The following is a 23,482-nucleotide window of genomic DNA, read 5'->3' on the forward strand; positions in this document are numbered from 1 at the left end:
AGCGTCACCCTGAACTTGTTTCAGGGTCTTTTCCACCCCCTACCCCCGCCAGCGGGGGATAATTTATTTTTTAAACAAAAATTAATTTAATTCGTATCCATATTTTAAACAAAAATTAATTTAATGAGTCTGCAACTTGGAACGCTTGAAGAAATGATCCTGATCATCCTCCTGATGAAGGATGAAACATACGGAGTAGAAATTGCCAAAGAATACAAGAATCAAATTGGGCAGTCCATTTCTCTTCCGGCAATACATGTCGTTCTTAAGCGTCTGGAAAAGAAAGGATTTGTGAGTTCACGAATGGGAGAATCTACTCCGGAGCGCGGTGGCAAAGGCAAACGTATGTACCAGGCAACAAATAAGGGCTATGAGGTTGCTCAGGAGATACAGCATGCTCGCACCAAAATATGGAGTACCATTCCTAAACTATATTTTAGCGTCGCATGAGTGATGAAAAAAATCCACCAAAATGGGCTTTGCGACTTCTCGAATTCTTTCTGCGACCGGACTATGCTGATGAAATTCAAGGGGATATCACAGAGGCCTATTATTGGAGAATGGAAGAAGAAAGCCCCTTCAAAGCTCGCTTCAAATTCATCCTGGAAGTTTTCAAGTCGCTCAAGCCAACCAATCTCAAATCATTTTACCATTTATCTCTCAATACTATGATTTTCAGAAACTACCTCAAAGTCGCTTTTAGATCTCTTCTCAAAAGAAAGTCTACTTCGTTCATCAACATCTTCGGACTTTCGGTTGGTGTGGCAACATTTATTTTCATTTTTCTCTACACCAATCAGATCCTCACATTTGACGATCACCATGAAAACAAAGACCAGATATTCATGGTGTATAAGGAGCGAATAACCCCAGATGGCACACAAGAAACTTATGACACATGGGTACCAATGAAAGATCGACTAACAGAGAGTTATGAGCAAATCGAGGCGTCAGCCAGAATCTATAATTCAGAAGCCCGGATAAAAAAGAGCAATCAATACATCGAGGAAGACATTATTTACACTGACGCTTCTCTTTTTGAAGTATTTACATTTCCACTCCTTCATGGCAACCCGAAGGATATTTTCCCAAACAAAAACTCTATTGTGTTAAGTGTGGAAATGGCTAAAAAATACTTTGATAAGGAAAATGCAATTGATGAAGAGTTGGAGATTTTTCTTCCTGACGAGGATACCACTTTTCGCTTCAGGGTTTCTGCGGTTATAGACAATCTTCCCACAAACCTCACACACCAGCCGGATTTGATGATTGAAATGGAAGCACTTCCATTTTATGGAGACTTTGCCAATGAATGGGGAAATTCCTTCCTGGATACATACATAATGTTGAAAAATGGCGGAGATGACGCTCAACTTGAATCAGCATTCCCGGAACTCGTAGAATCCATTTTCGGAAAGGAAACAAGGGAAAACACCAACTTCAAATTGCTACCGATGGCAGATTTTTATGATACGTTCATTGGGAATAAAGCCAACGCACGCACCCTCCTTTGGATCGGAATTGGCATCCTTTTCATTGCCATCGTCAACTTCATGAACCTATCTACCGCGCAGGCTTCCAAGCGAGCAAAGGAAATTGGTTTGAGAAAAGTATTGGGGGCATTTCAGGGACAGCTTAGGACACAGTTCATAACTGAAGCATTCGTCATGTCGCTCTTCGCAACAATTATTGGGGTGGGACTGGTTCTTTTACTCATCCCAAGTTTTAATGCATTTTTTGATGTCTCCATCACACTTCAAATTTTCAGCTTATCTGAAATTTTCATGATGGTGCTCACGCTGGCGATTGCACTCGGCCTGTTGAGTGGAAGCTACCCGGCGTTTTACCTTTCATCCATCGGTGCTATCGAAGTTTTACGTCAGCGGCTCGGATTTGGCGGAACGAAATTCAGAAATGCCCTCGTGATTGTACAGTTTTCAATCGCACTTTTTCTGATTGCATCTACGCTGATTGTTCGCAATCAAATCAACTACATGACCCAAAAGGAAATGGGGTTTGATAGTGAGGGTGTGCTTGCTATTGGGGCTTCTCCAAGTGACTTTACCGATAGCGAGGTAGGAACGAATAAGATCAATACATTCAAAACTGAATTGGCCAGCAAATCATACGTGAAAGAAATCACAAAGAGCAGGCACGTACCTACATTTTGGAGCGGCAGTTTCACTTTCGTTCGACCAGATGAATGGACAGGCGATCCGCTAAGAATGCGATGGACTTTAATGGATGCCAATTTTTTCAATGTGTATGGTATTGCAATAAAACATGGCAGCAATTTTCTGCCTGACACAGAAGGTGACCAGCGTTCATCGGTGATCCTTAATGAAGCTGCCATGAAAGCATTCCAGTTTGACCCAAACGAACAAAATGTCGTTAGAGTTGGAGAAACACGTTTAAATGTGGTAGGTGTCGTTGAAGACTTTCATTTTGAAACCTTGCAAAATGAAGTAGCTCCAACGCTCATGTTACACCGGACAGCTGAAAGTGGTGCACATAGAAACATCAGCATAAAAATGGACATGTCCAATTTAGTAGAACGTATTGAAGAAATTGAAGCAATGTGGAATGAACTTGGATCCACACGTGAGTTCACCTATGCATTTATGGATGACCGAATGGAAGTTCTCTACGAAGATGAAGAGCGATACCTGGGCATGGTCACCATGTTTTCGGTGATTTCTATTGTAGTGGCTTGTCTCGGATTATATGGACTTACGCTGTTCATCATTGAGAAAAAGCGTAAAGAAATAAGTATTCGAAAAGTACTTGGCGCTGAAGTGAATACCGTTCTGAGATTGATCTTTGGTGAGTTTACTAAATGGGTGGCCATCGCATTTATCATCAGTGTACCAATAGCTATCTATTTCGCAGATGATTGGCTCCAATCCTATTATTATCGAATTGAAATATCCTGGTTTACATTTGGTCTTGCGCTATTGATTGTGTTGGCCTTAGTAATATTAACTGTCGGCTATCAATCGCTGAAAGCAGCCTCAGCCAATCCGGTTAAGTACCTGAAAGACGAGTAGCCCGAAAAATTCGAGAGTTATTTAATGATCTGCTGAGCAGCTAGCGTTTTTTGCCTCAGCTTCACAAGTGAAGTTCTCGCTATGAAAATACTAAGGATGGCAATGAAAGTACCAACAATAAAAGGAGCACCCGGAAAATAGATTTCATTTTCCTGATTGGTGTAATATCTGAAAATGCCTGTCATCAGCAATGGTCCAACGATTGAAGTGAGTGTCATGACACTGGTAATTCCTCCTTGAAGTTCGCCTTGCGCGTTTTTTGGCACTTCGCTTGTCATGATTGACTGAAGGGATGGTCCTGCCAGCCCTCCAAAAGCGTACGGAATGATTACCAGATAAACCATCCATCCATACGGTACCAGACCCATCATTAGTAGCCCGAGCGCATTGAATACGAATCCAGTATATACAGCATTTACTTCACCAATTTTCTTGACTATAGGACCCACCAGACCTCCCTGGACAATGGAAACCATGATTCCCACAAACCCTAAAGACAACCCTATATCCAATGGAGTCCATCCAAACTTCTCATCCGTAAAATACGCCCAGTTGGTATGAGTGGCATGAGCTGCAACATAGATGAAGAAGAGGCTGATCATCAATCCAACAATTTTCTTATAGCTAAAAATTTGCTTGAGCGTGCCGAAGGGGTTTGCACGCCTCCAGGTAAATGCCCGTCGATCTTCATGAGGCAATGATTCCGGAATCGCCACCAAACCATAGAACATATTCAGGAACGCCAGACCTGCTGCGATCATAAATGGAATACGCGTTCCAATTTCTCCTAGAAACCCGCCAAGTGTTGGGCCAATGACAAAGCCCAGACCAAAGGCAGCTCCTATCATTCCGAAGTTCTTGGCCTTGTTTTCCGGTGTACTGATATCCGCGATATAGGCATTCGCCACCGTGATGCTGCTCCCGCAAATACCGGAGATCATGCGGGCGATGTATAGCCAAATCAAATTAGGAGCAAAAACGATTATCAGATAATCAAGTCCTAGCCCAAATAATGCCATTAACAAAAGAGGTCTTCTGCCAAACTGATCGCTAAGCCCACCCAGAACCGGGGCAAAGAAGAATTGCATAATGGCATATGTGGCGATTAATGTCCCTCCAATGAATGAGCTTTCACTGGTATTTAATCCAGACACCTCCATGAGGAGTTGTGGCAAGACCGGAATGATCAAGCCAATCCCGATGATGTCAATCAGAACGGTTGCAAAAATGAAAATGAGGGCGGCTTGCTTTTTTCTCACTTGTGGGTCTTTAATTGGTGATCAAATATCGAAGAATAATTAGCACGATTTCTGTCTATACAAATTTGATTTTCTTGGAAAGTCTATTAAATCGCCACATGTTAAACATCCCAGCAATGGTCAACCCCAATGACAGGGCATACCACACTCCATTTACACCCCAATCTAAAATAAAAGCAAAAACATACCCGGTCGGTATCGCAATCAGCCAATAGGAAACAAATGTGATGATGGTAGGGATTTTCACGTCCTGTAGTCCCCTTAAAACTCCAAGTCCGACTGCTTGAACTCCGTCTGAAATTTGGAAAGCAGCGGCAATAATTAGCAGCACGGAGGCCATTTGCTGAACAGCTTCGTTTTCAATGTACAATGCAGGAAGTTGATTTCTGAAGAGAATAAAAATCATCGCACAGGTACCCATAAAAATGGTAACCAGACCAAAGGAAGAGAACCCGGCAATCCGCAAATTACGTCTGTCTTTTAACCCCATTTGATTCCCTATTCGGATTGTGGAAGCAGCTGCCAAACCAGTTGCAGCCATGTAGCTTATGGCAGCCAAATTCAAGGCAATGTTATGGGCGGCTAAAGCTTCCGCACTAATCCAGCCCACCATGATCGCGGCAGTAGCAAAAGCCCCGACTTCAAATACATACTGCATCCCGGACGGCACACCAATCCGGAGCAATTCCTTGATCCCTTCCCATTTAAATTTCCACTCGAAACCTGTGCATTTTTTCCGAATCCACCATATCATTAAAGCAAACATGAGTACCCTCGCCATCAAGGTAGCAATACCAGCTCCGTTCAGGCCTAAAGCAGGAGCACCAAGCTTTCCATAAATCAGCATATAGTTGAAAAAGACGTTCAGCAGATTGGCAAATACCGAAACAATCATCGGGCTAAATGTGTCAGACAAACCTTCAGCATATTGTCGAAAGGTTTGGAAGATCATCAAAGGAATAAGTGACCCACACATGATCACCAGGTACGGACCAGCAGCCTTAGCTACCGGAACTTCTTGTCCGAAATATTGCAGGAAATGACTTGCGAAATAGCCAAGGGCAAAGAGGATAAGACCTAAGCCAAGATTCATAAAAAATCCATCTTGCAAATACCTCAACAACTTGCTGCTGTTTTTAACATCAGCGGCAGCTACTTTGGGTGTTATGGCATAGCTTACTCCGATTCCAAATAGCATCAGAATATGATAAATGGTACCAGCAAACGTTGCAGCAGCCAATGGAATCACTCCCAGTCTACCCACCATGATACTATCAGCTACACCCACCATGATATGACCCAGTTGGCCAATAATTACCGGCAGAGAAAGGACAATATTTTTTCGCAGATGTTCCTTAAGTGTCATGACATTATTGAATCAGGCCGCAAGGTAGTATCTTCAGTAATCAACCAACAACAATGGCGAGCTTCGATGACCAATTGTCTATTCAAAATATGAAAAACTTTCATTTTGAAGCGATACTAATTACCAATGTCCATTGCTCAGTAGGTTGGAGTGGTAAAGATGGTCTCAACAGGTCGGAAAAAGTCCAATGACGATTTAAGTATCTGTAAATCAATGGTCATTCTATCGTAAAAATCAATGAGTTCATCTAATGATTGGCGGAAAACATTATCATTTGATAAATGTTGTAATAATTTGTATATCCTAAATTTCAACCACCTAACATGAAATCACTTAGACTAAAACCCCTTGTACTCATATTTTCTCTTTCATTCATTGCTTGCCAGGAGGATACATTTAATCAAAGTAACGAATCAATTGATGAAGATATGATCGATGCAACTTTACTTGCTGAAGAATATCTGGAATCTGAAAAAGGCAGATTTAATGATTCTGACAAAGCCATCACCGTTTTAAGATATAGGAATGGTAAGTTGTATTTTGATACAAATACCGATGATCATAAAGGATACCAGGAAGTTGAAGAAACGTCAGTTACTGCTAATGTTGAACCTGGAGATTACATTTTCTGGTTTGCCGGAGGGGGACTCTCTGAGGTTGATGACATAGATTTTGACGAACAGGCTGAAGAAGTTTTAGGTGACTTGCCTGTTGATTTTATTCCACAGAAGATGTGGGTAGTAAGGGTTCCTACTGAGCTCGATTCCCCACAAATGTTGAAGTATGATATCGTTTACGTTCCTCGTGAATCCGGTATTCAAGTAAGATTAGATCCTAAAATAGCTGTGGGTGGTCAGTCCAACGATGATTCTGGAGATTAATATGGTTGCTAACCAATTATGAACAGTCATAATCACTTCCTATCCCTGTCCTTTATTCTAGTACTTGTCTTATCAAGTTTTTCTCAGAATCAGATAAAAGCAGACAGCATTCAAAAAGAAATTGAAAAAGGAATATTAACTCCAAGGGAGGAGATGGAGGCATATTACCGCTTATCAACTCACACTATTGCCCCGGATGAAAGACTAGCGCATGCTGAATATTTGCTAACGTTAGCAGAAAAAGCAAATAGTCATGAATACCGCATAAAAGCTTTCATGCACATAGGGATTGCTCATAGATTTATGAGTAATTTAGAAAGAGCACTTGAGTATCTTTTTAAAGGTGCGGACGAAGCAGCAGGCAAGCAGCAATTCAAAAATATTTTAGCTGAAATTTATGCTGAAATATCCACCTGCTATACGCAAAATGGAGATTCAGAAAATGCCCTTTTCTATGGATCCAAAACAATAAAGATGCTAAGGGAATTGGGGAAAAAACAGCCCCTTGCTTTGAGCTTGTTGAATTTCGGATACGATTATTATTTAATTGGTAATTACGACTCTGCCATGGCCTACTACAATGAGTCTGAGCCCATATTAGAAAATCTGGGTTTTGAGCTGGGTGTTGCATACATCATTGGGAATCGAGCTTTGGTTTATTGGAAGCAGGGAGATCGTGAAAAAGCAAAAGAGGATTTATTTAAGGCCATTGAGATGCTAAAACCAATGGGCGATAAATACGGAATGGCCGATTACTATAATCAACTTGGTAATATTTACCTGGAAGAAAACGATGAAGAAGAAGCAATCAAACACACGTTGATTGGTTTGGACATGGCAAAGAGTGTTGGTTTAAAAGAACAAGTAAGAGATGCCTCAGGGCTTTTATTCCAATTACAACACAAAAGAGGTAACCTGGAAGATGCCATTCAATATCAGACTCAATACCACGCATACAAAGACAGCATTCAAAACTTAGAAACCACCCAGAGATTGGGTGATTTAAAAACAGAGTATGAAGTAGGCAGGAAGCAAACGGAGGTTGACTTATTACTCGAACAAAAAAGGAATAATCGAATCATAATGATCACAGGTGGTATTTTGCTTGTCGCATTTATTTGCCTTGCTATCATTGTCTATTCTTATTTCAAAGCAAAAAACAGACTCAGCATTCAACTTGAAAAACAGAAAGACGATCTTGAAGTATTAAATCAAACAAAAGATAAATTCTTTTCCATCATTTCCCATGACTTAAGAGGCCCGGTCAACACGTTGAATGGATTAGTGACTGTCTCTCAATTGTACCTTCAGGAGGGGAAGGGAGATAAAGTAGCCGGAATGGTTGACAAGATGAGCGAGTCTGTTGATCGCTTAACCAAACTCCTGGATACACTCCTAAATTGGGCACTACAGCAAAGAGGCCATTTTCCATATGTCCCGGAACGATTGAACCTCAATGATCTTATGGATGATGTCATGGATATGTTTAGGGATACGGCTATCTCAAAAAACATCAAACTAAAATTTGATTCAGACGAAACACACCAACTTTTGGTTGATCGGAATACTGCTTCAACAATCCTAAGAAACCTGGTTAATAATGCGATCAAGTTTACCAGATTTGGAGGCTTTGTTAATGTCAAAGCTGAGAAAGACGCTCAGAAAAAGTTCTGTAAAATTGCAGTCGTTGACAATGGTGTTGGTATCCCTGAAGACAAGCTCGAAAGTCTCTTTAATCTTGATGAAACAAAATCAACAAAAGGTACCTCAGGCGAAACAGGATTAGGGCTGGGTCTGCAACTGGTTTATGAATTTGTTCAACTGAACAACGGAAAGCTTGAAGTTAAAAGTAAGCCGGATGAAGGAACAACATTTACCATTTACCTTCCGCTTGCAACTGACCTCACTTCAGGGAATTAAAGATTAAGAAGTCTGGCCAATCGGTAAATAGCTGCTACACTCAGGCTATCCGTAATTTCACCCCGATCACACATCGCTATTGCTTCTTTGAATGGTAGTTTCCAGATTTTCAAGTCTTCGGATTCCTCAAACTTCGTTTCACCCTCAGTCAAATCTTCCGCCACGTAAGCAAAACCAACCTCATCAGTAACAGAGTTTGATGTGTGAATTTTACAAATCTCAGTCCATTTAGAGGCAGTTAGACCAGTTTCCTCCTTTAACTCACGTTTGGCTGAAACAAGTTTTGGAATATCCAGTGGGCCTCCTCCCATCGGAATTTCCCAGGAATATTCGTCCAATGTATATCGATACTGCCCTACTAACCAGGTATTATGATTTTCATCTAAAGGAATGATGCCAAGTGCCCAGTTTTTATAATGCACTTTTCCGTAGATGCTTTGACCACCTCCCGGATTCGTCACATCATATTCGGTTAAAGTGATCCAGGGGTTCGAGTAGATTTCTTTAGAAGAATGGGTGATCCAGGGATTTTTGTTTTTACTCATATTCTAGATCTTAATGATTCAACCAATTCTTCCTTCTTAGCAGCCTTAAGATCGACTGAGTTTAGTTTAACAACCTTGCCATTTTTTAATTGAATTCTTATTTTAAATGAATAACCTTCAGGTTCGGAAACAGAAGCTACTTTATCCAACTCAAATTTTTTATGACCAAAAATGGAATTGTAAATTGTCACTTTACCCTTATCAATCTGAATCCAGATTGGATTTATAACCAACCTAACAAGAAAAATTACCAACAGAACTACCAGTAAAAAATTAATAAAATCAATGCTCCTTATATTCTCTAAATCAATGCTCATTAATGCATTAATTAGTGGGATTGATAGGATAATTGGCACCAAAAATTCTAATTTATTCCGCTTGATGATTAAATCCATTTTTCAAAAATACACAGACCCTGAAACAAGTTCAGGGTGACTTTTCTATTGATTAAGTCATGTTGAATTTTATCCTATTTTTTCCAATTTGTCTGCCAGCCACATTTTAATCAATGATTGACGAGTAACCCCAATCCTTTTTGATTCTCGATCCAACGAATTAATCATCCATTGTGGGAAATCCACATTAACACGTTTTTGTTTCTGATTGAATCGTTCTCCTTTGGAAAGGTCGAAATATTGAAGAATATCTTCCTCACCATCATCAAATTTCTTGTCTAATTCACTCGCTTTCATAAACCAATATCTCCTTTCTTCGGGATTTCCTAACCGATATTATTCTAATAATTCCTTCTCGCCAAGTCATAACTGCTGTCCAATACTTATTTTTAATCTTACCTATAACTAAAAACCGTTCTTCATCACTTCTATCAGAAGGGAACCTGATTGCTTTCTCATCCATCCACAATTCCTGAGCCTCTTCAAAGTCAATACCATGCTTTTCCTTGTTCAAGGCACTTTTTTCAGCATCAAACTCAAAAACCATACCATAAAGGTATATTAATTATACCTAAATAACCATTAATTGGTTGAGAGACCCAACTCCTTCCTCAGCTCCCGATCCTTATTGCTGTTCTTTCCCCAATACGCAGACTTTATCGAATTAATCCGTTTGGCTTTTGTTGTTAGTAACTCCTGCTCACCAAATCCACTCATGTAGGTTTCCTCCCAGCCTAATATGGTAAAAGGAAAATCCGGCTCATAGTAGATGGATAGCTCTCTGTTTTCGTATTCCAGCGTGTAGATATGATGCGGTTCATCAGAAAATTCTGAGGTATGAACTTCCAATTTTGATGCCTTTGCATATGGATACCATGGATCAACATGCCTTAGTCTCATATAAAACGTGCCTGGTAAAACATCAATTTCTCCTGTTGGAAGAGAAGATGGATTTAATCGAATTCTTGTCCATATTTCATCCTCAAGGAGACCATCATTAGGAATAGATACATCTAAATCGCCTTCTGATTCAAAATAGGAGAATCCACGCAAGCGGTAATCATTCTCTTGAAGGTTAAGCTGCATGAAGGTATGCCCACACCATTCCTGAGATGAAGTGGTCACCTTGATAGGGTCAGGATATTGATCATACGAAACCGGCGTGAATGTGCTCATCATCATAGAGTACGGATAGATACCGGTCAAAAATTTCTTTGTCATATTAAGCTTCATTACACTTACATTATCAGCACTCTCATCTCGCCAATCATCCAGCTTTACTTGCTTGCTCTTTGAGAAAGGTTCAGTCACAAAAACCATCACAGCTTCGCCTTTATGGATTTCTCCATACCTGGCTTGTTCTAATTTATAGCTTGTGATCTCAGCTTCACCTGCATACCAGTAGCCACTAAAGTTGCCGGGCTTTTCAGCTATTTTCTTTTCTGCTTTCCTGTCTTGCGAATTTGACGGAGCGCATGCGATAAGTGATAGGATCAATACGGAAAATATTAATTGCTTCATAACCTATATAAAACCAAAGACCGGTGATTTGTTCCAATGTAGGAGTAGCTACTTTTGCTGAATGAACTATCTATCGGTTGAGGAGCTAAGTAAGAGCTATGATGAAAAGAAGCTTTTCGAAAACATCACGTTTGGTTTAGATCAGGGACAAAAAGCAGCCCTGGTAGGCGTGAATGGTACAGGTAAATCCACGCTTATGAAGGTGATTGCCGGTTTTGAAGCGCCGGACAAAGGCATTGTTTCTTTTCGTAAAGGGCTCACTGTTTCGATGCTCCTTCAGCATCCGGAGTTTAATGAAGAAGATACGATTCTTGAGTCTGTTTTTTCAGAAGACAAGGAAGAACTCAATGTCATTCGTGATTACGAACTGGCGATGTATAAAACCGAAACAGACCCTGCAAATGCCCCTGACTTAAGTCCCATCCTTGAAAAGATGGATACGCTCAATGCCTGGGAATATGAGCATCAGATTAAAGGACTGCTTGGTAAACTGGGTATTCACAACCTCGATCAAAAAATGAAAGACCTGTCCGGTGGACAGAAAAAGCGAGTTGCCATTGCTCAGGCACTGGTCGTAGATCCAGACGTGCTGATTCTGGATGAGCCTACCAACCACCTGGATTTGGAACTAATAGAGTGGCTGGAAAACTATTTGGCTACTGCCAACCTTACCCTTCTGATGGTTACTCACGACCGCTATTTCCTCGATCGGGTGACGAATGAAATCCTGGAAATCGAGCATGGTAAAATCTATCGATACAAGGGGAACTACAGCCAATTTCTGGAAAAGAAATCCGAGCGAATGGAGATGGAAGCTTCTTCCATCGATAAGGCTAAAAATCTTTTTAAGACCGAACTGGAATGGATGCGTCGACAGCCAAAAGCAAGGGGCACCAAAGCAAAGTATCGGGTCGAGGCTTTTCAGGATGTGAAAGCCAAAGCACATAGCGCCGTTCAAACCTCGAAGATGGAAGTGAATCTGAAAGGGGAGCGCCAGGGGAAAAAGATTCTGGAGCTTCATCACATTTCCAAATCTTTTGAAGGTCTAACCCTGATTAAGGACTTTAGTTATGTCTTTAAGCGCCGAGAAAAGATTGGCGTCATTGGGCCAAACGGAGTGGGTAAATCCACTTTTCTGAATATCCTTTCTCAAAAGCTAAAGCAAGATTCAGGTGAAATAGAGATTGGTCAAACTACTAAGTTTGGATATTACACGCAGGATGAGACCATCTTCGATCCAAATAAGAAAGTGCTGGACATTGTCAAGGAAGTTGCTGAATACATCGAGTTAGACAATGGAAGCCAGGTATCTGCTTCACAACTTTTGAATCAGTTTATGTTTCCACCCAAGATGCAGCACAACTTCGTCGGTAAACTCAGTGGTGGAGAGAAACGAAGACTTCAACTATTACGCGTACTGATGGCTAATCCAAATTTCCTGATCTTGGATGAGCCTACGAATGACCTGGACATCACCACACTGAATGTACTGGAAGATTACCTGCAAAATTTTGCCGGTTGTCTCATGATCGTCTCTCACGATCGTTACTTCATGGATCGGTTAGTCGATCACTTGTTTGTCTTTGAAGGCAATGGAAAAATTCGGGACTTCCCAGGCAACTACACCGACTATCGGGAGAAGGAAGGAGTGCCTGTTGCGGAAATAAAAGGTTCAAATCAAGGAAGTCAAAAGGATCGGTCTGACGGTTCTAAACCGTCTGACCAAACTGAAAAACCAAAGGGCAGAAAGCTTAGCTACAACGAACAGCGAGAGCTTGATCAGTTGGACAAAGACATCCCAAAGCTGGAGGCTAAAAAAGCAGAACTTCAGGAATCACTGCTGAATGAAACCGAATATGACAAGCTGCAAACCCTCAGCAATGAAATCAAGGTTATTGAAGGGGAGTTGGAGGAGAAAGAAATGCGGTGGTTGGAGTTGAGTGAAGTCTAAGATTTCTGATTTTAGATTCATGATTTAAGCATTTACACCTACCTTTGCGCCCACAAACAAGGGGTGCCGATCCCGTTTGCAAAAACGAGACAAGGCTGAGATCATACCCATAACCTGATCCGGATAATGCCGGCGTAGGGAAAGGCTTAACAGCCAGTATGATAACCAATGGTGGGAAGTCCCCGCTTCCCGGATGGTTAAATGTTTTAATTTTTTATCAACATGAGAGCTTTATTATTGTCGGCAGCACTGCTGCTGGCGGGTTTTGCGTACTCGCAAGACAGTTTGAAAAAACAGGAGTTGGATGATGTGATTGTATATGCTACCCGAGCAAATGAAAACACGCCAACTACTTATTCGGAGATTTCTAAAGACGAAATCAAAAATGTAAACCTGGGACAGGATCTGCCCATTCTTTTGAATCTATCACCGTCTCTGGTCACTACATCTGATGCTGGGGCAGGTGTTGGCTATACTGGCTTGCGAATTCGGGGTAGTGATGCTACTCGTATCAATGTAACGATCAATGGCATCCCGGTAAATGACTCAGAGTCGCATGGGGTGTTTTGGGTGAATATGCCTGATTTTGCATCATCGGTAGACAACATCCAGATACAAAGAGGTGTAGGGACATCCACCAATGGTGCTGCAGCCTTCGGTGCTTCGGTAAACCTCCAAACAAACGTACCATCGCAGGATGCTTATGCTGAAGTGAACAACAGTTTTGGTTCATTCAATACTCGAAAGCATACCCTGATGTACAATACCGGATTGTTAAACAACAAGTGGTCCTTCGAATCTCGATTGTCCAAAATTGCCTCAGATGGATACATCGATCGTGCAGAATCTGATCTGCAATCATATTTCTTATCGGGAGGTTATTATGGTGACAAAACGATCATCAAAGCATTGGTTTTTGGTGGTCATGAAATTACCTATCAAAGTTGGTGGGGGACACCACAGGCTGTTTTGGATAATGATCGGGAAGGCATTGAAGAAGTTATTTCCAACAATGGTTACACTTTAGAGCAAGCTGAAAACATTCGAACAGCAGGGCGAACGTTTAACTACTATCTGTATGAGAATGAAGTAGATAATTATAAGCAAGATCATTACCAGCTTCATTTCTCGCATCAACTAAATAATGCTTTAACATTCAATGTCGCCGGTCACTATACCTATGGTCGCGGATACTTTGAGCAATTCAGAAATGACGATGATTTCTCTGACTATGGATTGGAAAATGTGGAATTGGGTGATACAACAATTACCTCCACAGATTTGATCAGAAGAAGATGGCTGGATAACGATTTCTATGGAACTACTTTTTCATTAAACTATCTGAAGGATGATTTCGACATTACTTTAGGAGGAGCATGGAATAAATACGATGGGGATCACTTCGGTGAGATCATCTGGGCGCAGTATGCCAGCAACAGCGACATTCGCCAGCGATATTATGATAATGTTGGTCTGAAAACGGATTTCAACGCTTACTTAAAATTCAATTACCAGCTAAATGATCTCAACCTGTTTGCAGATATGCAAGTGAGAAAGATCGACTATGAAACGATTGGTATTGATAGTGATTTAAGAACAATTAGTGTTGGGAATGACTATACTTTTTTCAATCCTAAAGTGGGAGCCACATATACTTTGAATGAAACCTCGAATGTATATGCATCCTTTGCAGTTTCGAATCGTGAGCCGGTACGAAATGATTTTGTAGATGCTCCTAATGGTGTGACACCAAAGCATGAGACACTAAACAACCTTGAGGTTGGTTATCGCAAATTTGGTCAGGATTTTAGCTTCCAGGCCAACTACTATCTGATGGACTATGAAAACCAGCTGGTCCTTACCGGAGAGCTAAATGACGTTGGGTCAAGCGTTCGCCAGAATGTGCCGAATAGCTACCGTACAGGTGTTGAATTGGTAGGCTCATTCAAGCTTACTGATCAATTGCAGTGGGAAGCTAATGTGACTTTGAGCAAAAACAAGATCAAAAATTTCACAGAAATCCTTTACAATTACGGACCTGCCTGGGATGAATTCAACGTAGAAGAAACACAATTTAAGGATACTGATATTTCATTTTCTCCGAATGTAATTGGAGGCAGTCGATTAACCTTCTCCCCAATTGATGGGTTTGAGGCTTCACTCATGAGTAAATATGTGGGCAAGCAATACCTTGACAATACCAGCAATGACGCTCGAAGTATCGATGCTTATTTCGTAAACGATTTTCGCATGAGTTATAATTTTAGGGTGTCCTCTGTGAAAAATGTGAATATCAGCCTACTGGTGAATAACATTCTGAGCGAAGAATACTCATCAAACGGCTACACATTTGGATATGCTGCAGGGTCGTATGTAGTGAGAGAAAACTACTACTATCCTCAGGCAGGAAGGAATTTTCTACTCGCATTGAATTTGAGATTCTAGAATCGAATATTCCCATCTTACAAATGGGGTTTTCAGAGAAAGCATTTAACCACCTCTTTAAGGTGGTTTTTTTAAACCTCATGATCAATCACCACTTTCTCCATCTCCGTATTGATGGTTTTGATTTCTTCCCTTGTCAAGGTGAAACTTAGTGATTTTGCATTCTCATCCGCTTGCTTCGCATTTCTAGCGCCAACCAAAGCCGCTGTTATTCCTTCTCGTTGGACTGTCCAATTAATCACCAGTTGTGCTAGAGTAACCCTTCGCTCCATGGCTATCGGTTTGATCTGATCCAGAAAAGCATTGGTTCTGGATCGGTTTGGCTCTTTAAAAAATTTGTTGTTAGCCCGATGATCATCCCCCTTAAATTCATGATCCAAAGATATCTTCCCGGTAAGTAACCCACGTTGTAGAGGGCTATAAGCCAGTATACCGACATTCTCTTCTATGCAATAAGGAAGGATGTCTTTTTCAATCTTGCGATATACCATACTATAAGGGGATTGTGATGAAACAAGATTAATTACAGAATTGGCTCGTTTCATCAGCTCAACCGTGTGATTGGAAACACCAATCGCTCGGATTTTACCCTGTTGCTGAAGCTCTTTTAGTACTTCCATAGTTTCCTCAATTGGCGTTGTAGCATCCGGCCGATGAATTTGATAAAGGTCGATATAATCCGTTCCCAGTCTTTGCAAACTATCCTCAACTTCTTGAATTACTCCATCCCTTCCGGCATATGAGTATGTCTTACCTCCATTACTTGTTGGAAACTGGTACTCTCCTTTTTCTGTCTTCCAGTTAAAACCAAACTTTGTTAAAATCTCAAGATTATCTCTTCCAATTTCCTTGATCGCCTTTCCTACAAGCAACTCACTATGACCAAATCCATATACAGGTGCGGTATCTATGGAAGATATACCTAGATCATAGCTTTTCTTCATAGCTTCCAAGGCATCTTTATCTTCATTACCACCCCAGGCCTGGCCACCAATTGCCCAGGCTCCAAAAACGATGGGAGATATTTTTAAATCGGATTTTCCAAGTTGCACTTTATCCATAGGACAAAAAAACAAAAAAAGCAGAGAATGATTCCCTGCCTTCATGTCTTACTTAAGGAATGACAAAAGAAAAACTAAAGAAACGTCACCTCGACTTTATGGAGAGGTCTCCAACACTATTTAGATAAATAAATCAGGAGACTTCTCACTATGTTCGAAGTGACGTAACTTTTCTTTTGTCTCATATTGACAATTTACTGCCTTGCATTCATTCGACTGGCCAGATCAACCAACTCTATGAACTCCGCCCGATAACCAAAACCATCTTGGCCCTTAGACTTTTTAGCCATGCTCAACACATCCTCAAAGGCCAGGTCTCCTTTATATTCAGAATCTCTTAGCAACATCCCAAATCCTGCTACCGCCATTGACCAGTCGAGGTTATCACTTGACTTTCTGATTTCATTTTTTACCACTTGAGTGATCAATTTACTTTTACTTCCATCCGGTTCCTTGTATCGGAATTTCACAGTAAGCAGCTCATCCGTAGAACTGATCACTTTTTGATCATTGGATTGATATTTCAATGGATCAATGTCTTTCACAAATTCACTATCCACTCCCACCGGAATGATTTCATAAAGAGCCGTCACCGTATGACCACTCCCTAGTTCACCTGCATCTTTTTTATCGTCATTAAAATCTTCATCATTCAATAATCGGTTCTCGTAACCAATTAATCGATAGGCCTGAACAACGGCTGGATTAAATTCTACCTGGATTTTTACGTCTTTTGCAATCGTAAACATGGTGCCTCCAAATTCATTGACCAATACCTTCTTCGCTTCTTTCATGTTATCGATGTAGGCATAATTTCCATTTCCTTTGTCCGCCAGTATTTCCATCTTGGAATCCTTGTAATTGCCCATTCCAAAACCAAGGACAGTGAGGAAGACCCCTTCATCTCTTTTCTCTTCTATCAATCGTTCCATGGATGCATTGCTGCTTGCTCCCACATTAAAATCTCCATCAGTCGCCAACACCACCCGGTTGTTTCCGCCTTCTACGAATTGCTCTTTGGCTAGTTTATAGGCAAGATTGATTCCAGCACCTCCGGCAGTAGATCCTCCGGCCTGTAGACGATCCAATGCTTCCATGATCTTCTTTTTGTCATTTCCATCGGTTGGTTCCAAAACCACTCCGGCAGCTCCGGCATACACCACAATTGATACTTTGTCCTGAGGACGAAGTTCATTCACCAACAACTTGAAAGCTGACTTCAACAGTGGAAGTTTATTCGGCGCACTCATCGAACCGGACACATCCAGTAAAAACACAATGTTGGAAGCCGGCAGATTTTCCAGCTCTATCTTCTTCCCTTGCAATCCAATTTGAGCAATCAAATGTTTCTCGTTCCAAGGCGCACGTGCCACCTCCGTGTTGATTGAAAATGGGTCTTTTCCAGTCGGATTTTCGTACTCATAATTGAAATAGTTTATCATCTCTTCAATGCGTACCGCATCTTTAGGCGGAAGCTGACCATTGTTAATAAACCTCCTCATGTTACTATAAGAAGCCGCATCTACGTCAATGGAGAAGGTAGATAAGGCATTGTCCAGTACTTTTTTAAATCCATTTTCATGAATACTGGAATACTCTTCGGTGTTGTGATAATTATCCTGCTCATAAGCAATCATCACTCCGGCTGCTCTGCCTTGCATTTGATCAGCAACTGAATAATTAAGCGATCGCTTTTCTGCTTTTTTAGCATAACCGGAAACTACGACCTCCTCTAGTTCAGTAGCACCTTTCATGACTACATCAATTATCTTTCGATTACCTACTTTAATTTCCTGTGTTTCGTACCCTACATAGGAAAAAACTAAAATGATTTTTTCGCCCGTTACTTCAATTGAGTAGAATCCATTGATATCGGTTGTGGTACCGCTACTTGTTCCTTTGATGACCACATTTACTCCTGGAAGCCCTTGTCCACTATCATCATAGACAGTACCATTCACATACTTGGCATCAACATTGAGTGCCAATAAAGTTGTAAAAAGAATTATTAACTGTTTCATGTCATTTTTCATTTGATTTGACATTGAGATGCGTGGATGATTTAGATTCCATAAAAAACTTTTTATTTTTTTCTGAGCAAGGGAAAAAACATATCGCCCACAGACGAGCTTCAGCTTCAGCTTTATCGCAATACCGGTAATCAGGAGGTGATCGGAGAGCTATTCAATAAGTATATGCACCTGGTGTACGGACTTTGCCTGAAATATTTGAAAAACCGGGATGATGCGCAGGATGCAGTCATGTCCATATATGAGCAGCTAAGTGAGAAGCTTCTAAGTACCAAAGTTCAACATTTCAAAAGCTGGCTCTACATGGTCAGTAAAAATCATTGCCTCATGGAACTGCGTAAAAAGAATCCTGAGGTTCACACAGAAATTTTTATGGAATCCGCAGAGCCTGTGCATCTTAATGATGAGAAAATAGAACTGGAGAAAGATCTAAATGCTTTAGAGGCTTGCATTGAGGAGTTGAAAGCAGAACAAAAAGAATGTGTGAAGCTCTTTTTTCTGGATAGGAAAAGCTATCAGGAGGTCAATGAACAAACCGGTCTGGAAATAAAGAAGGTGAAGAGTTACATTCAAAATGGAAAACGTAATTTGAAAATGTGTTTGGAAAGCAAGAATGTCAATAGATAAGAACCATAGCGAACAATTTGAGCGATACCTGAAAGGACAGATGAGTCCGCAGGAAGCTCATGCATTCGAGCGTGAGGTTTTGGATGATCCTTTCTCACAAGAAGCACTTGAGGGTTTTGAAGAGCAGGGTCGCGGCACTTTGGACGATCTAGAGCGATTAAAAACTAAAGTTTCAACCAGTAGAAAGAAAGTTTTTCCATTCATGAAGATAGCTGCAGCTATTGCATTGTTGCTTGTTGCGACATTCACAGTTTACATCTTCACAAATCAGGTGAATGAAGACCTGCTTGCTATGGAAGAAGAACCAATGGAAGAAATTGGGCAATCAAGTTCTTCACCTGATACTGTATCCATACCAACAGTGGAGAAAACAGAAGATCCTACTTCTGCTAAACCAACTCAACCCGGAGTTTCCAAAAAAGATGAATTGAAAGAAAAAGAAGCGGATGACGCAGCAACTGGAAATCAACTTGCCGTAACTGATAAGGAAGAAGAAAGTGCTGATGAGATGATTAGCGAGATGACGCTCGCAGAGGTTTCAGACGTGGAATCAACTGAAAATGTTGTTGATAATGATGCGGCTGATTTATTGCAAGGACGTGCAGCCGGAGTGCAAATTGCTGAAATCAAATCAGTACCAAACCCTGTTTTGGTAGATACTGCAGTGCTAGATGAAGTAGTTATTACGGCTCAGCCTTTTGTTGCTAAAAAAGAGGCCATTAGCTATTCAATAACTGAAATTGAAGAATCCGAAAAGCAAAAAGCAAAAAGAGCTGCCGTTGCAAGAAGTAGATCAATTGCCGGTGATGTTGTTTCCGGCACTGTTTCCGATGATACAGGGGAGCCACTTCCCGGAGTAAATGTGGTCATCAAAGGAACAACTACTGGAGTGACCACTGACATTGATGGAACTTATCAACTCCCAAAGACAGATGAAATGACATTAGCCTACTCCTTTGTTGGTTTTGAATCACAAGAGATTGAGGTTGGTGATCGTTCTACAATAAATGTGACCATGGGTGGTGCTATGGAACTTCAAGAAGTTGTTGTTACGGGATATGATATAGAGGAACGTGGCTCACCTAAGTTGTTTATTCATGCTTCTCCGGAAGATGGTTTCAGGAACTATAAAAAATATCTGGAGGAAAATCTTCGATATCCAGAGGCTGCTGAACAGAATGAAATTGAAGGTACGGTAGTCTTGGAATTAACCATTAACGCCAGAGGAGAAATCGATCAGGTTGATATTAAAAAAAGCTTGGGGTATGGATGTGATGAAGAGGCGATTAGACTAACTAAAAATGGACCCAAATGGAGATCAGCTAAAGCCGATGGCAATAAAGTAGAAGATAAAGTGAGGGTACGTGTGAAGTTTAAATTGGATTGAAGATGAAAAAGTTAGAATTACTTATTGACAGTCCATGCTCAGAAAAGTGGGAGTCATTTGAAAAACGAGGTTTAAATAGTTTTTGTGCCTCTTGCGAAAAAGAGGTCATTGATTTCACCAAGATGAGCGATCGTCAAATCAAAGATTACTTTTTGAATTCAACCGGTGATGTCTGTGGACGAATGAGGCAAAATCAGCAGAAAGAATATATTCTTGAATATAATAATCCGCTATCAAAGCTCACTACAGGGTTGCTAACATTAGGATCACTCTTATTTTCTTCAGTTTCTATTCAAGCTCAAGATAAAGACAAGATTGAATTCTTAGAATCAAAAAAAGTAAGTCTCACAAACAATTATTCTGGAGTAGTTGGTGGAATTGTTGTTGATGAAACAGGTGAAGCTCTACCCGGTGTTAATGTGGTTATAAAAGGAACTACAAAAGGCACAACAACAAATCTGGATGGATATTATTCGATAGAGGTAAAACCCACTGACATTCTTTCCTTTTCATATGTTGGGTTTGAGACAATAGAGAAAAAAGTTGATTCAAAATCAAATATTGATGTAGCTCTAAACGGGGCAATGCTTGGTGGACTAATGGGTGAGGTTGTGATTGCTAACCCTTATGGCCCTCGTGGGTTATGGTGGAAAATAAAAGGACTATTTGGAAGGATTTTTTAGCCATTTAGTGCACTCACCATCCGATGCTTTCCTTGCATATCCTGATGAATATTCACCTCCGAATATCCAGCATTCTCAAGGAAGGTTTTAACCTCATTTCCAAAGTTCTCATGGATCTCAAAATAGAGTTTCCCGCCGCTTTTCAGTGCATTCAACCCTGCATCTGCAATTCGCTTATAAAACAGAATAGGATCACGATTTGGAACAAACAAGGCCATCTCAGGTTCAAACCAAGTCACATTTTGCGCAATCAGATCAAACTCCTTTTGTGGAATATAAGGTGGGTTACTCACTAGAATATCCAGATTACTCTCAGGTAAGTCTTCTTTTAGTATGTCTGAGTGATAAAGTTGAGTCTTAGCTCCCAATTGTTGAGCATTCTTCCTGGCGATGGCGATGGCCTCCTCGGAAACATCCGTTCCGTAGACCTGTGTGTCAAGTTCCAATGCCAACGTCAATGCTATACATCCTGAACCAACTCCCACATCCAAAATTCTCGGATTTTGAACCTGATTTTCTTTGAGAATCAACCCAACCAACTCTTCCGTTTCCGGCCTTGGAATCAAGGCACCTGGTTCAATATGAAATCTTCTCCCATAGAAATCTGCAATTCCTGTTACGTATTGAATTGGTTCATGCTGAAGTAGTTTTTGAATGTAAACGTTTAACTGATCTGATGCTATTTCAACGACTGCCTCAAAAAGTATGTCGGTTTTTGAGACCGAAAAAGCATCCTCCAGTAAAAGGTAGGTGATATTCTCAGCCTCTCGCCGATCATAAACTTTTTCAAGCTGTTTCACTGTTTCTTGCCAGATTTGCTTCACATTCTTCATTCGATAGCGAAATTACACACTCAGTGGATGATAGCCGATACATGAGAAGAGCACTGGACCTTGCCGAACTTGGCAGAGGGCGTGTTTCCCCAAACCCAATGGTAGGTTGTGTGATTGTCCATAAAGACAAAATCATTGGTGAAGGTTATCATCAGAAATACGGTGAGGCTCATGCTGAAGTTAATGCAATTGATTCCGTAAAAGGCCATTCATTGCTCCCCGAAAGTACTGCTTATGTAACGCTGGAACCATGCGCTCACCAAGGGAAAACTCCTCCCTGTGCTGATCTTTTGATTGAGAAGAAGCTCAAACGAGTGGTTGTAGCATGTCGGGATCCTTTTGATAAAGTAGATGGGAAAGGTATTGAGAAGCTAAAGCAAACAGGCATACAAGTAGAAGTAGGTGTTCTTGAAAAAGAAGCGAGAAAGTTAAATAAGCGATTCTTTACTTCGATTCAAAAAGAACGACCCTATGTGATTCTTAAATGGGCCCAAACGAAGGATGGGTTTATAGCGAGAGAAAACTATGACTCTAAATGGATCAGTAATCCATATTCACGACAGCTGGTACACAAATGGCGAACAGAGGAAGATGCCATCCTCGTAGGAAAAAACACAGCGATTTATGACGATCCACTGCTAACTGCACGAGAGTGGAATGGAAAAAATCCTATTCGGATCTTACTCGACCGAAATCTTGAAGTAAGCAAAGAATACAATCTTTTTAATTCAGATGCCCCCACCCTGGTTCTTAATACTATCAAAGAAGAAAAATCAGGGAACATCGAGTGGGTAAAAACTGATATGAACAACCCCTGGAGTGTGATTCGTCAGCTCCACGAACGAAATATTCGGTCTGTAATTATTGAGGGAGGTTCTCAAGTATTGAACTCTTTTATTAATGAGAACTGTTGGGATGAAGCAAGGGTGTTTACTTCTTCATCTATTTTTGAAAAAGGGATTGCAGCTCCAGAAATTGAAGGGAAGATCGAAAATGAAGAGGCTATTTTTGCAGATCAATTAACCACTTACAAAAACAACCATGGCTGAAGATTTAACACTGATTAAAGAGGGGACAAAAGAGGAAAAATACCAATCGTTAATCCCTCAAATAACAGGCCTACTTTATGGTGAGAAAAATCTCATTGCCAACCTGGCCAACATTTCAGCAGCATTAAAAGAAGGAATGGGATTTTTCTGGGTAGGTTTTTATTTGGTTGACTCTGAGGATGAATTGGTTTTGGGACCATTTCAGGGGCCGGTTGCTTGCACACGGATCAAAAAAGGAAGAGGAGTTTGTGGTTCGAGTTGGCAAAAGGAACAAACGCTCATCGTGCCTAATGTGGATGAGTTTCCCGGACATATCGCTTGTGCTTCTGCGTCCAAATCAGAGATAGTAATCCCAGTCAGGAAAGATGGAAAAACGATTGGTGTATTAGACGTTGACAGTGATCTATTGAACGATTTTGATGACATTGATCGAACCTATCTTCAACAAATTCTTGAGCTTCTTCCTTAACATACTTTAACTA

The 23,482-nt window shown here is 40.8% G+C and carries 21 protein-coding genes; 11 read left to right on the plus strand and 10 right to left on the minus strand.

All coding sequences use genetic code 11. The features are described from left to right. Positions 1–123: 123 nt before the first annotated feature. Complete coding sequence (locus RIC88_RS15170; protein ID WP_350218407.1) at positions 124–450, plus strand: PadR family transcriptional regulator; 327 nt, start codon at positions 124–126, stop codon at positions 448–450. Next, positions 447–3,047: an ABC transporter permease gene (locus RIC88_RS15175; protein ID WP_350218408.1), complete on the plus strand. Its 2,601-nt coding sequence runs from the start codon at positions 447–449 to the stop codon at positions 3,045–3,047. Before RIC88_RS15170 ends, RIC88_RS15175 begins: the two co-directional genes overlap by 4 nt. A 17-nt stretch (positions 3,048–3,064) precedes the next feature. Here the strand turns inward: RIC88_RS15175 and RIC88_RS15180 are convergent, their stop codons facing one another. Both RIC88_RS15180 and RIC88_RS15185 read right to left on the minus strand, forming a co-directional pair. Beyond that, positions 3,065–4,306 carry a TCR/Tet family MFS transporter gene (locus RIC88_RS15180; RefSeq protein ID WP_350218409.1) on the minus strand — a complete coding sequence of 414 codons (1,242 nt, stop codon included), beginning with the start codon at positions 4,304–4,306 and terminating at the stop codon, positions 3,065–3,067. 55 nt (positions 4,307–4,361) lie between these two features. After that, positions 4,362–5,672 carry an MATE family efflux transporter gene (locus RIC88_RS15185; protein ID WP_350218410.1) on the minus strand — a complete coding sequence of 437 codons (1,311 nt, stop codon included), beginning with the start codon at positions 5,670–5,672 and terminating at the stop codon, positions 4,362–4,364. Between the two features lie 323 nt (positions 5,673–5,995). Between RIC88_RS15185 and RIC88_RS15190 the strand changes: the two genes are divergently transcribed. Further along, a complete protein-coding gene (locus RIC88_RS15190; protein WP_350218411.1) occupies positions 5,996–6,553 on the plus strand; it encodes a hypothetical protein in 558 nt (185 codons plus the stop codon). 18 nt (positions 6,554–6,571) lie between these two features. After that, the gene (locus RIC88_RS15195) at positions 6,572–8,473 is read left to right on the plus strand and encodes an ATP-binding protein (RefSeq protein ID WP_350218412.1); all 1,902 of its coding nucleotides are present in this window, start codon (positions 6,572–6,574) and stop codon (positions 8,471–8,473) included. Here RIC88_RS15195 and RIC88_RS15200 read toward each other — a convergent pair. The 5 genes from RIC88_RS15200 to RIC88_RS15220 all read right to left on the minus strand — a co-directional run bounded on the left by RIC88_RS15200 (position 8,470) and on the right by RIC88_RS15220 (position 10,934). After that, complete coding sequence (locus RIC88_RS15200; RefSeq protein WP_350218413.1) at positions 8,470–9,018, minus strand: NUDIX domain-containing protein; 549 nt, start codon at positions 9,016–9,018, stop codon at positions 8,470–8,472. The genes RIC88_RS15195 and RIC88_RS15200 overlap by 4 nt on opposite strands. Further along, the gene (locus RIC88_RS15205; RefSeq protein WP_350218414.1) at positions 9,015–9,413 is read right to left on the minus strand and encodes a hypothetical protein; all 399 of its coding nucleotides are present in this window, start codon (positions 9,411–9,413) and stop codon (positions 9,015–9,017) included. The genes RIC88_RS15200 and RIC88_RS15205 overlap by 4 nt, the downstream gene beginning before the upstream one ends. A gap of 69 nt (positions 9,414–9,482) precedes the next feature. Continuing rightward, positions 9,483–9,710 carry a type II toxin-antitoxin system BrnA family antitoxin gene (gene brnA / locus RIC88_RS15210; protein ID WP_350218415.1) on the minus strand — a complete coding sequence of 76 codons (228 nt, stop codon included), beginning with the start codon at positions 9,708–9,710 and terminating at the stop codon, positions 9,483–9,485. Continuing rightward, positions 9,697–9,960 carry a BrnT family toxin gene (locus RIC88_RS15215; RefSeq protein WP_350218416.1) on the minus strand — a complete coding sequence of 88 codons (264 nt, stop codon included), beginning with the start codon at positions 9,958–9,960 and terminating at the stop codon, positions 9,697–9,699. Before RIC88_RS15215 ends, brnA begins: the two co-directional genes overlap by 14 nt. Before the next feature lie 35 nt (positions 9,961–9,995). Continuing rightward, positions 9,996–10,934, minus strand: a complete 939-nt coding sequence (locus tag RIC88_RS15220; RefSeq protein ID WP_350218417.1) for a hypothetical protein — start codon at positions 10,932–10,934, stop codon at positions 9,996–9,998. A 61-nt stretch (positions 10,935–10,995) separates the two neighbouring features. Here RIC88_RS15220 and RIC88_RS15225 point away from each other — a divergent pair, with 61 nt between their 5' ends. Together RIC88_RS15225 and RIC88_RS15230 are read left to right on the plus strand one after the other, a co-directional pair. Next, complete coding sequence (locus RIC88_RS15225; protein ID WP_350218418.1) at positions 10,996–12,885, plus strand: ABC-F family ATP-binding cassette domain-containing protein; 1,890 nt, start codon at positions 10,996–10,998, stop codon at positions 12,883–12,885. A gap of 222 nt (positions 12,886–13,107) precedes the next feature. Beyond that, positions 13,108–15,330: a TonB-dependent receptor gene (locus RIC88_RS15230; protein WP_350218419.1), complete on the plus strand. Its 2,223-nt coding sequence runs from the start codon at positions 13,108–13,110 to the stop codon at positions 15,328–15,330. 71 nt (positions 15,331–15,401) lie between these two features. On the opposite strand, the gene RIC88_RS15235 is transcribed toward RIC88_RS15230, so the two are convergent. Further along, on the minus strand, positions 15,402–16,391 hold the full coding sequence (locus tag RIC88_RS15235) for an aldo/keto reductase (protein ID WP_350218420.1): 990 nt from the start codon (positions 16,389–16,391) through the stop codon (positions 15,402–15,404). Positions 16,392–16,585: 194 nt separating this feature from the next. After that, positions 16,586–18,412, minus strand: coding sequence for a vWA domain-containing protein (locus RIC88_RS15240; protein ID WP_350218421.1), 1,827 nt, complete (start codon positions 18,410–18,412; stop codon positions 16,586–16,588). 147 nt (positions 18,413–18,559) lie between these two features. Here RIC88_RS15240 and RIC88_RS15245 point away from each other — a divergent pair, with 147 nt between their 5' ends. Genes RIC88_RS15245 through RIC88_RS15255 form a run of 3 tightly spaced genes read left to right on the plus strand, consistent with a single transcriptional unit; the run spans position 18,560 to position 21,118 of the window. Continuing rightward, the gene (locus tag RIC88_RS15245; RefSeq protein WP_350218422.1) at positions 18,560–19,048 is read left to right on the plus strand and encodes an RNA polymerase sigma factor; all 489 of its coding nucleotides are present in this window, start codon (positions 18,560–18,562) and stop codon (positions 19,046–19,048) included. Further along, positions 19,035–20,435, plus strand: coding sequence for an energy transducer TonB (locus RIC88_RS15250; RefSeq protein ID WP_350218423.1), 1,401 nt, complete (start codon positions 19,035–19,037; stop codon positions 20,433–20,435). Before RIC88_RS15245 ends, RIC88_RS15250 begins: the two co-directional genes overlap by 14 nt. Positions 20,436–20,437: 2 nt before the next feature. Then, positions 20,438–21,118, plus strand: a complete 681-nt coding sequence (locus RIC88_RS15255) for a carboxypeptidase-like regulatory domain-containing protein (protein WP_350218424.1) — start codon at positions 20,438–20,440, stop codon at positions 21,116–21,118. On the opposite strand, the gene prmC is transcribed toward RIC88_RS15255, so the two are convergent. Next, positions 21,115–21,951 (minus strand): peptide chain release factor N(5)-glutamine methyltransferase, encoded by an 837-nt coding sequence (prmC, locus tag RIC88_RS15260; RefSeq protein WP_350218425.1) that lies wholly within the window; start codon positions 21,949–21,951, stop codon positions 21,115–21,117. The genes RIC88_RS15255 and prmC overlap by 4 nt on opposite strands. A gap of 23 nt (positions 21,952–21,974) precedes the next feature. On the opposite strand from prmC, the gene ribD reads away from it, so the two are divergent. Together ribD and msrC are read left to right on the plus strand one after the other, a co-directional pair. Then, entirely contained in the window at positions 21,975–23,000 is a 1,026-nt protein-coding gene (gene ribD / locus RIC88_RS15265; protein ID WP_350218426.1) for a bifunctional diaminohydroxyphosphoribosylaminopyrimidine deaminase/5-amino-6-(5-phosphoribosylamino)uracil reductase RibD, read from the plus strand. Beyond that, positions 22,993–23,469 carry a free L-methionine (R)-S-oxide reductase MsrC gene (gene msrC / locus RIC88_RS15270; protein ID WP_350218427.1) on the plus strand — a complete coding sequence of 159 codons (477 nt, stop codon included), beginning with the start codon at positions 22,993–22,995 and terminating at the stop codon, positions 23,467–23,469. The genes ribD and msrC overlap by 8 nt, the downstream gene beginning before the upstream one ends. Positions 23,470–23,482 lie beyond the last annotated feature (13 nt).

It is taken from the genome of Ekhidna sp., from assembly GCF_040220215.1.
Taxonomy (GTDB): domain Bacteria; phylum Bacteroidota; class Bacteroidia; order Cytophagales; family Cyclobacteriaceae; genus Ekhidna.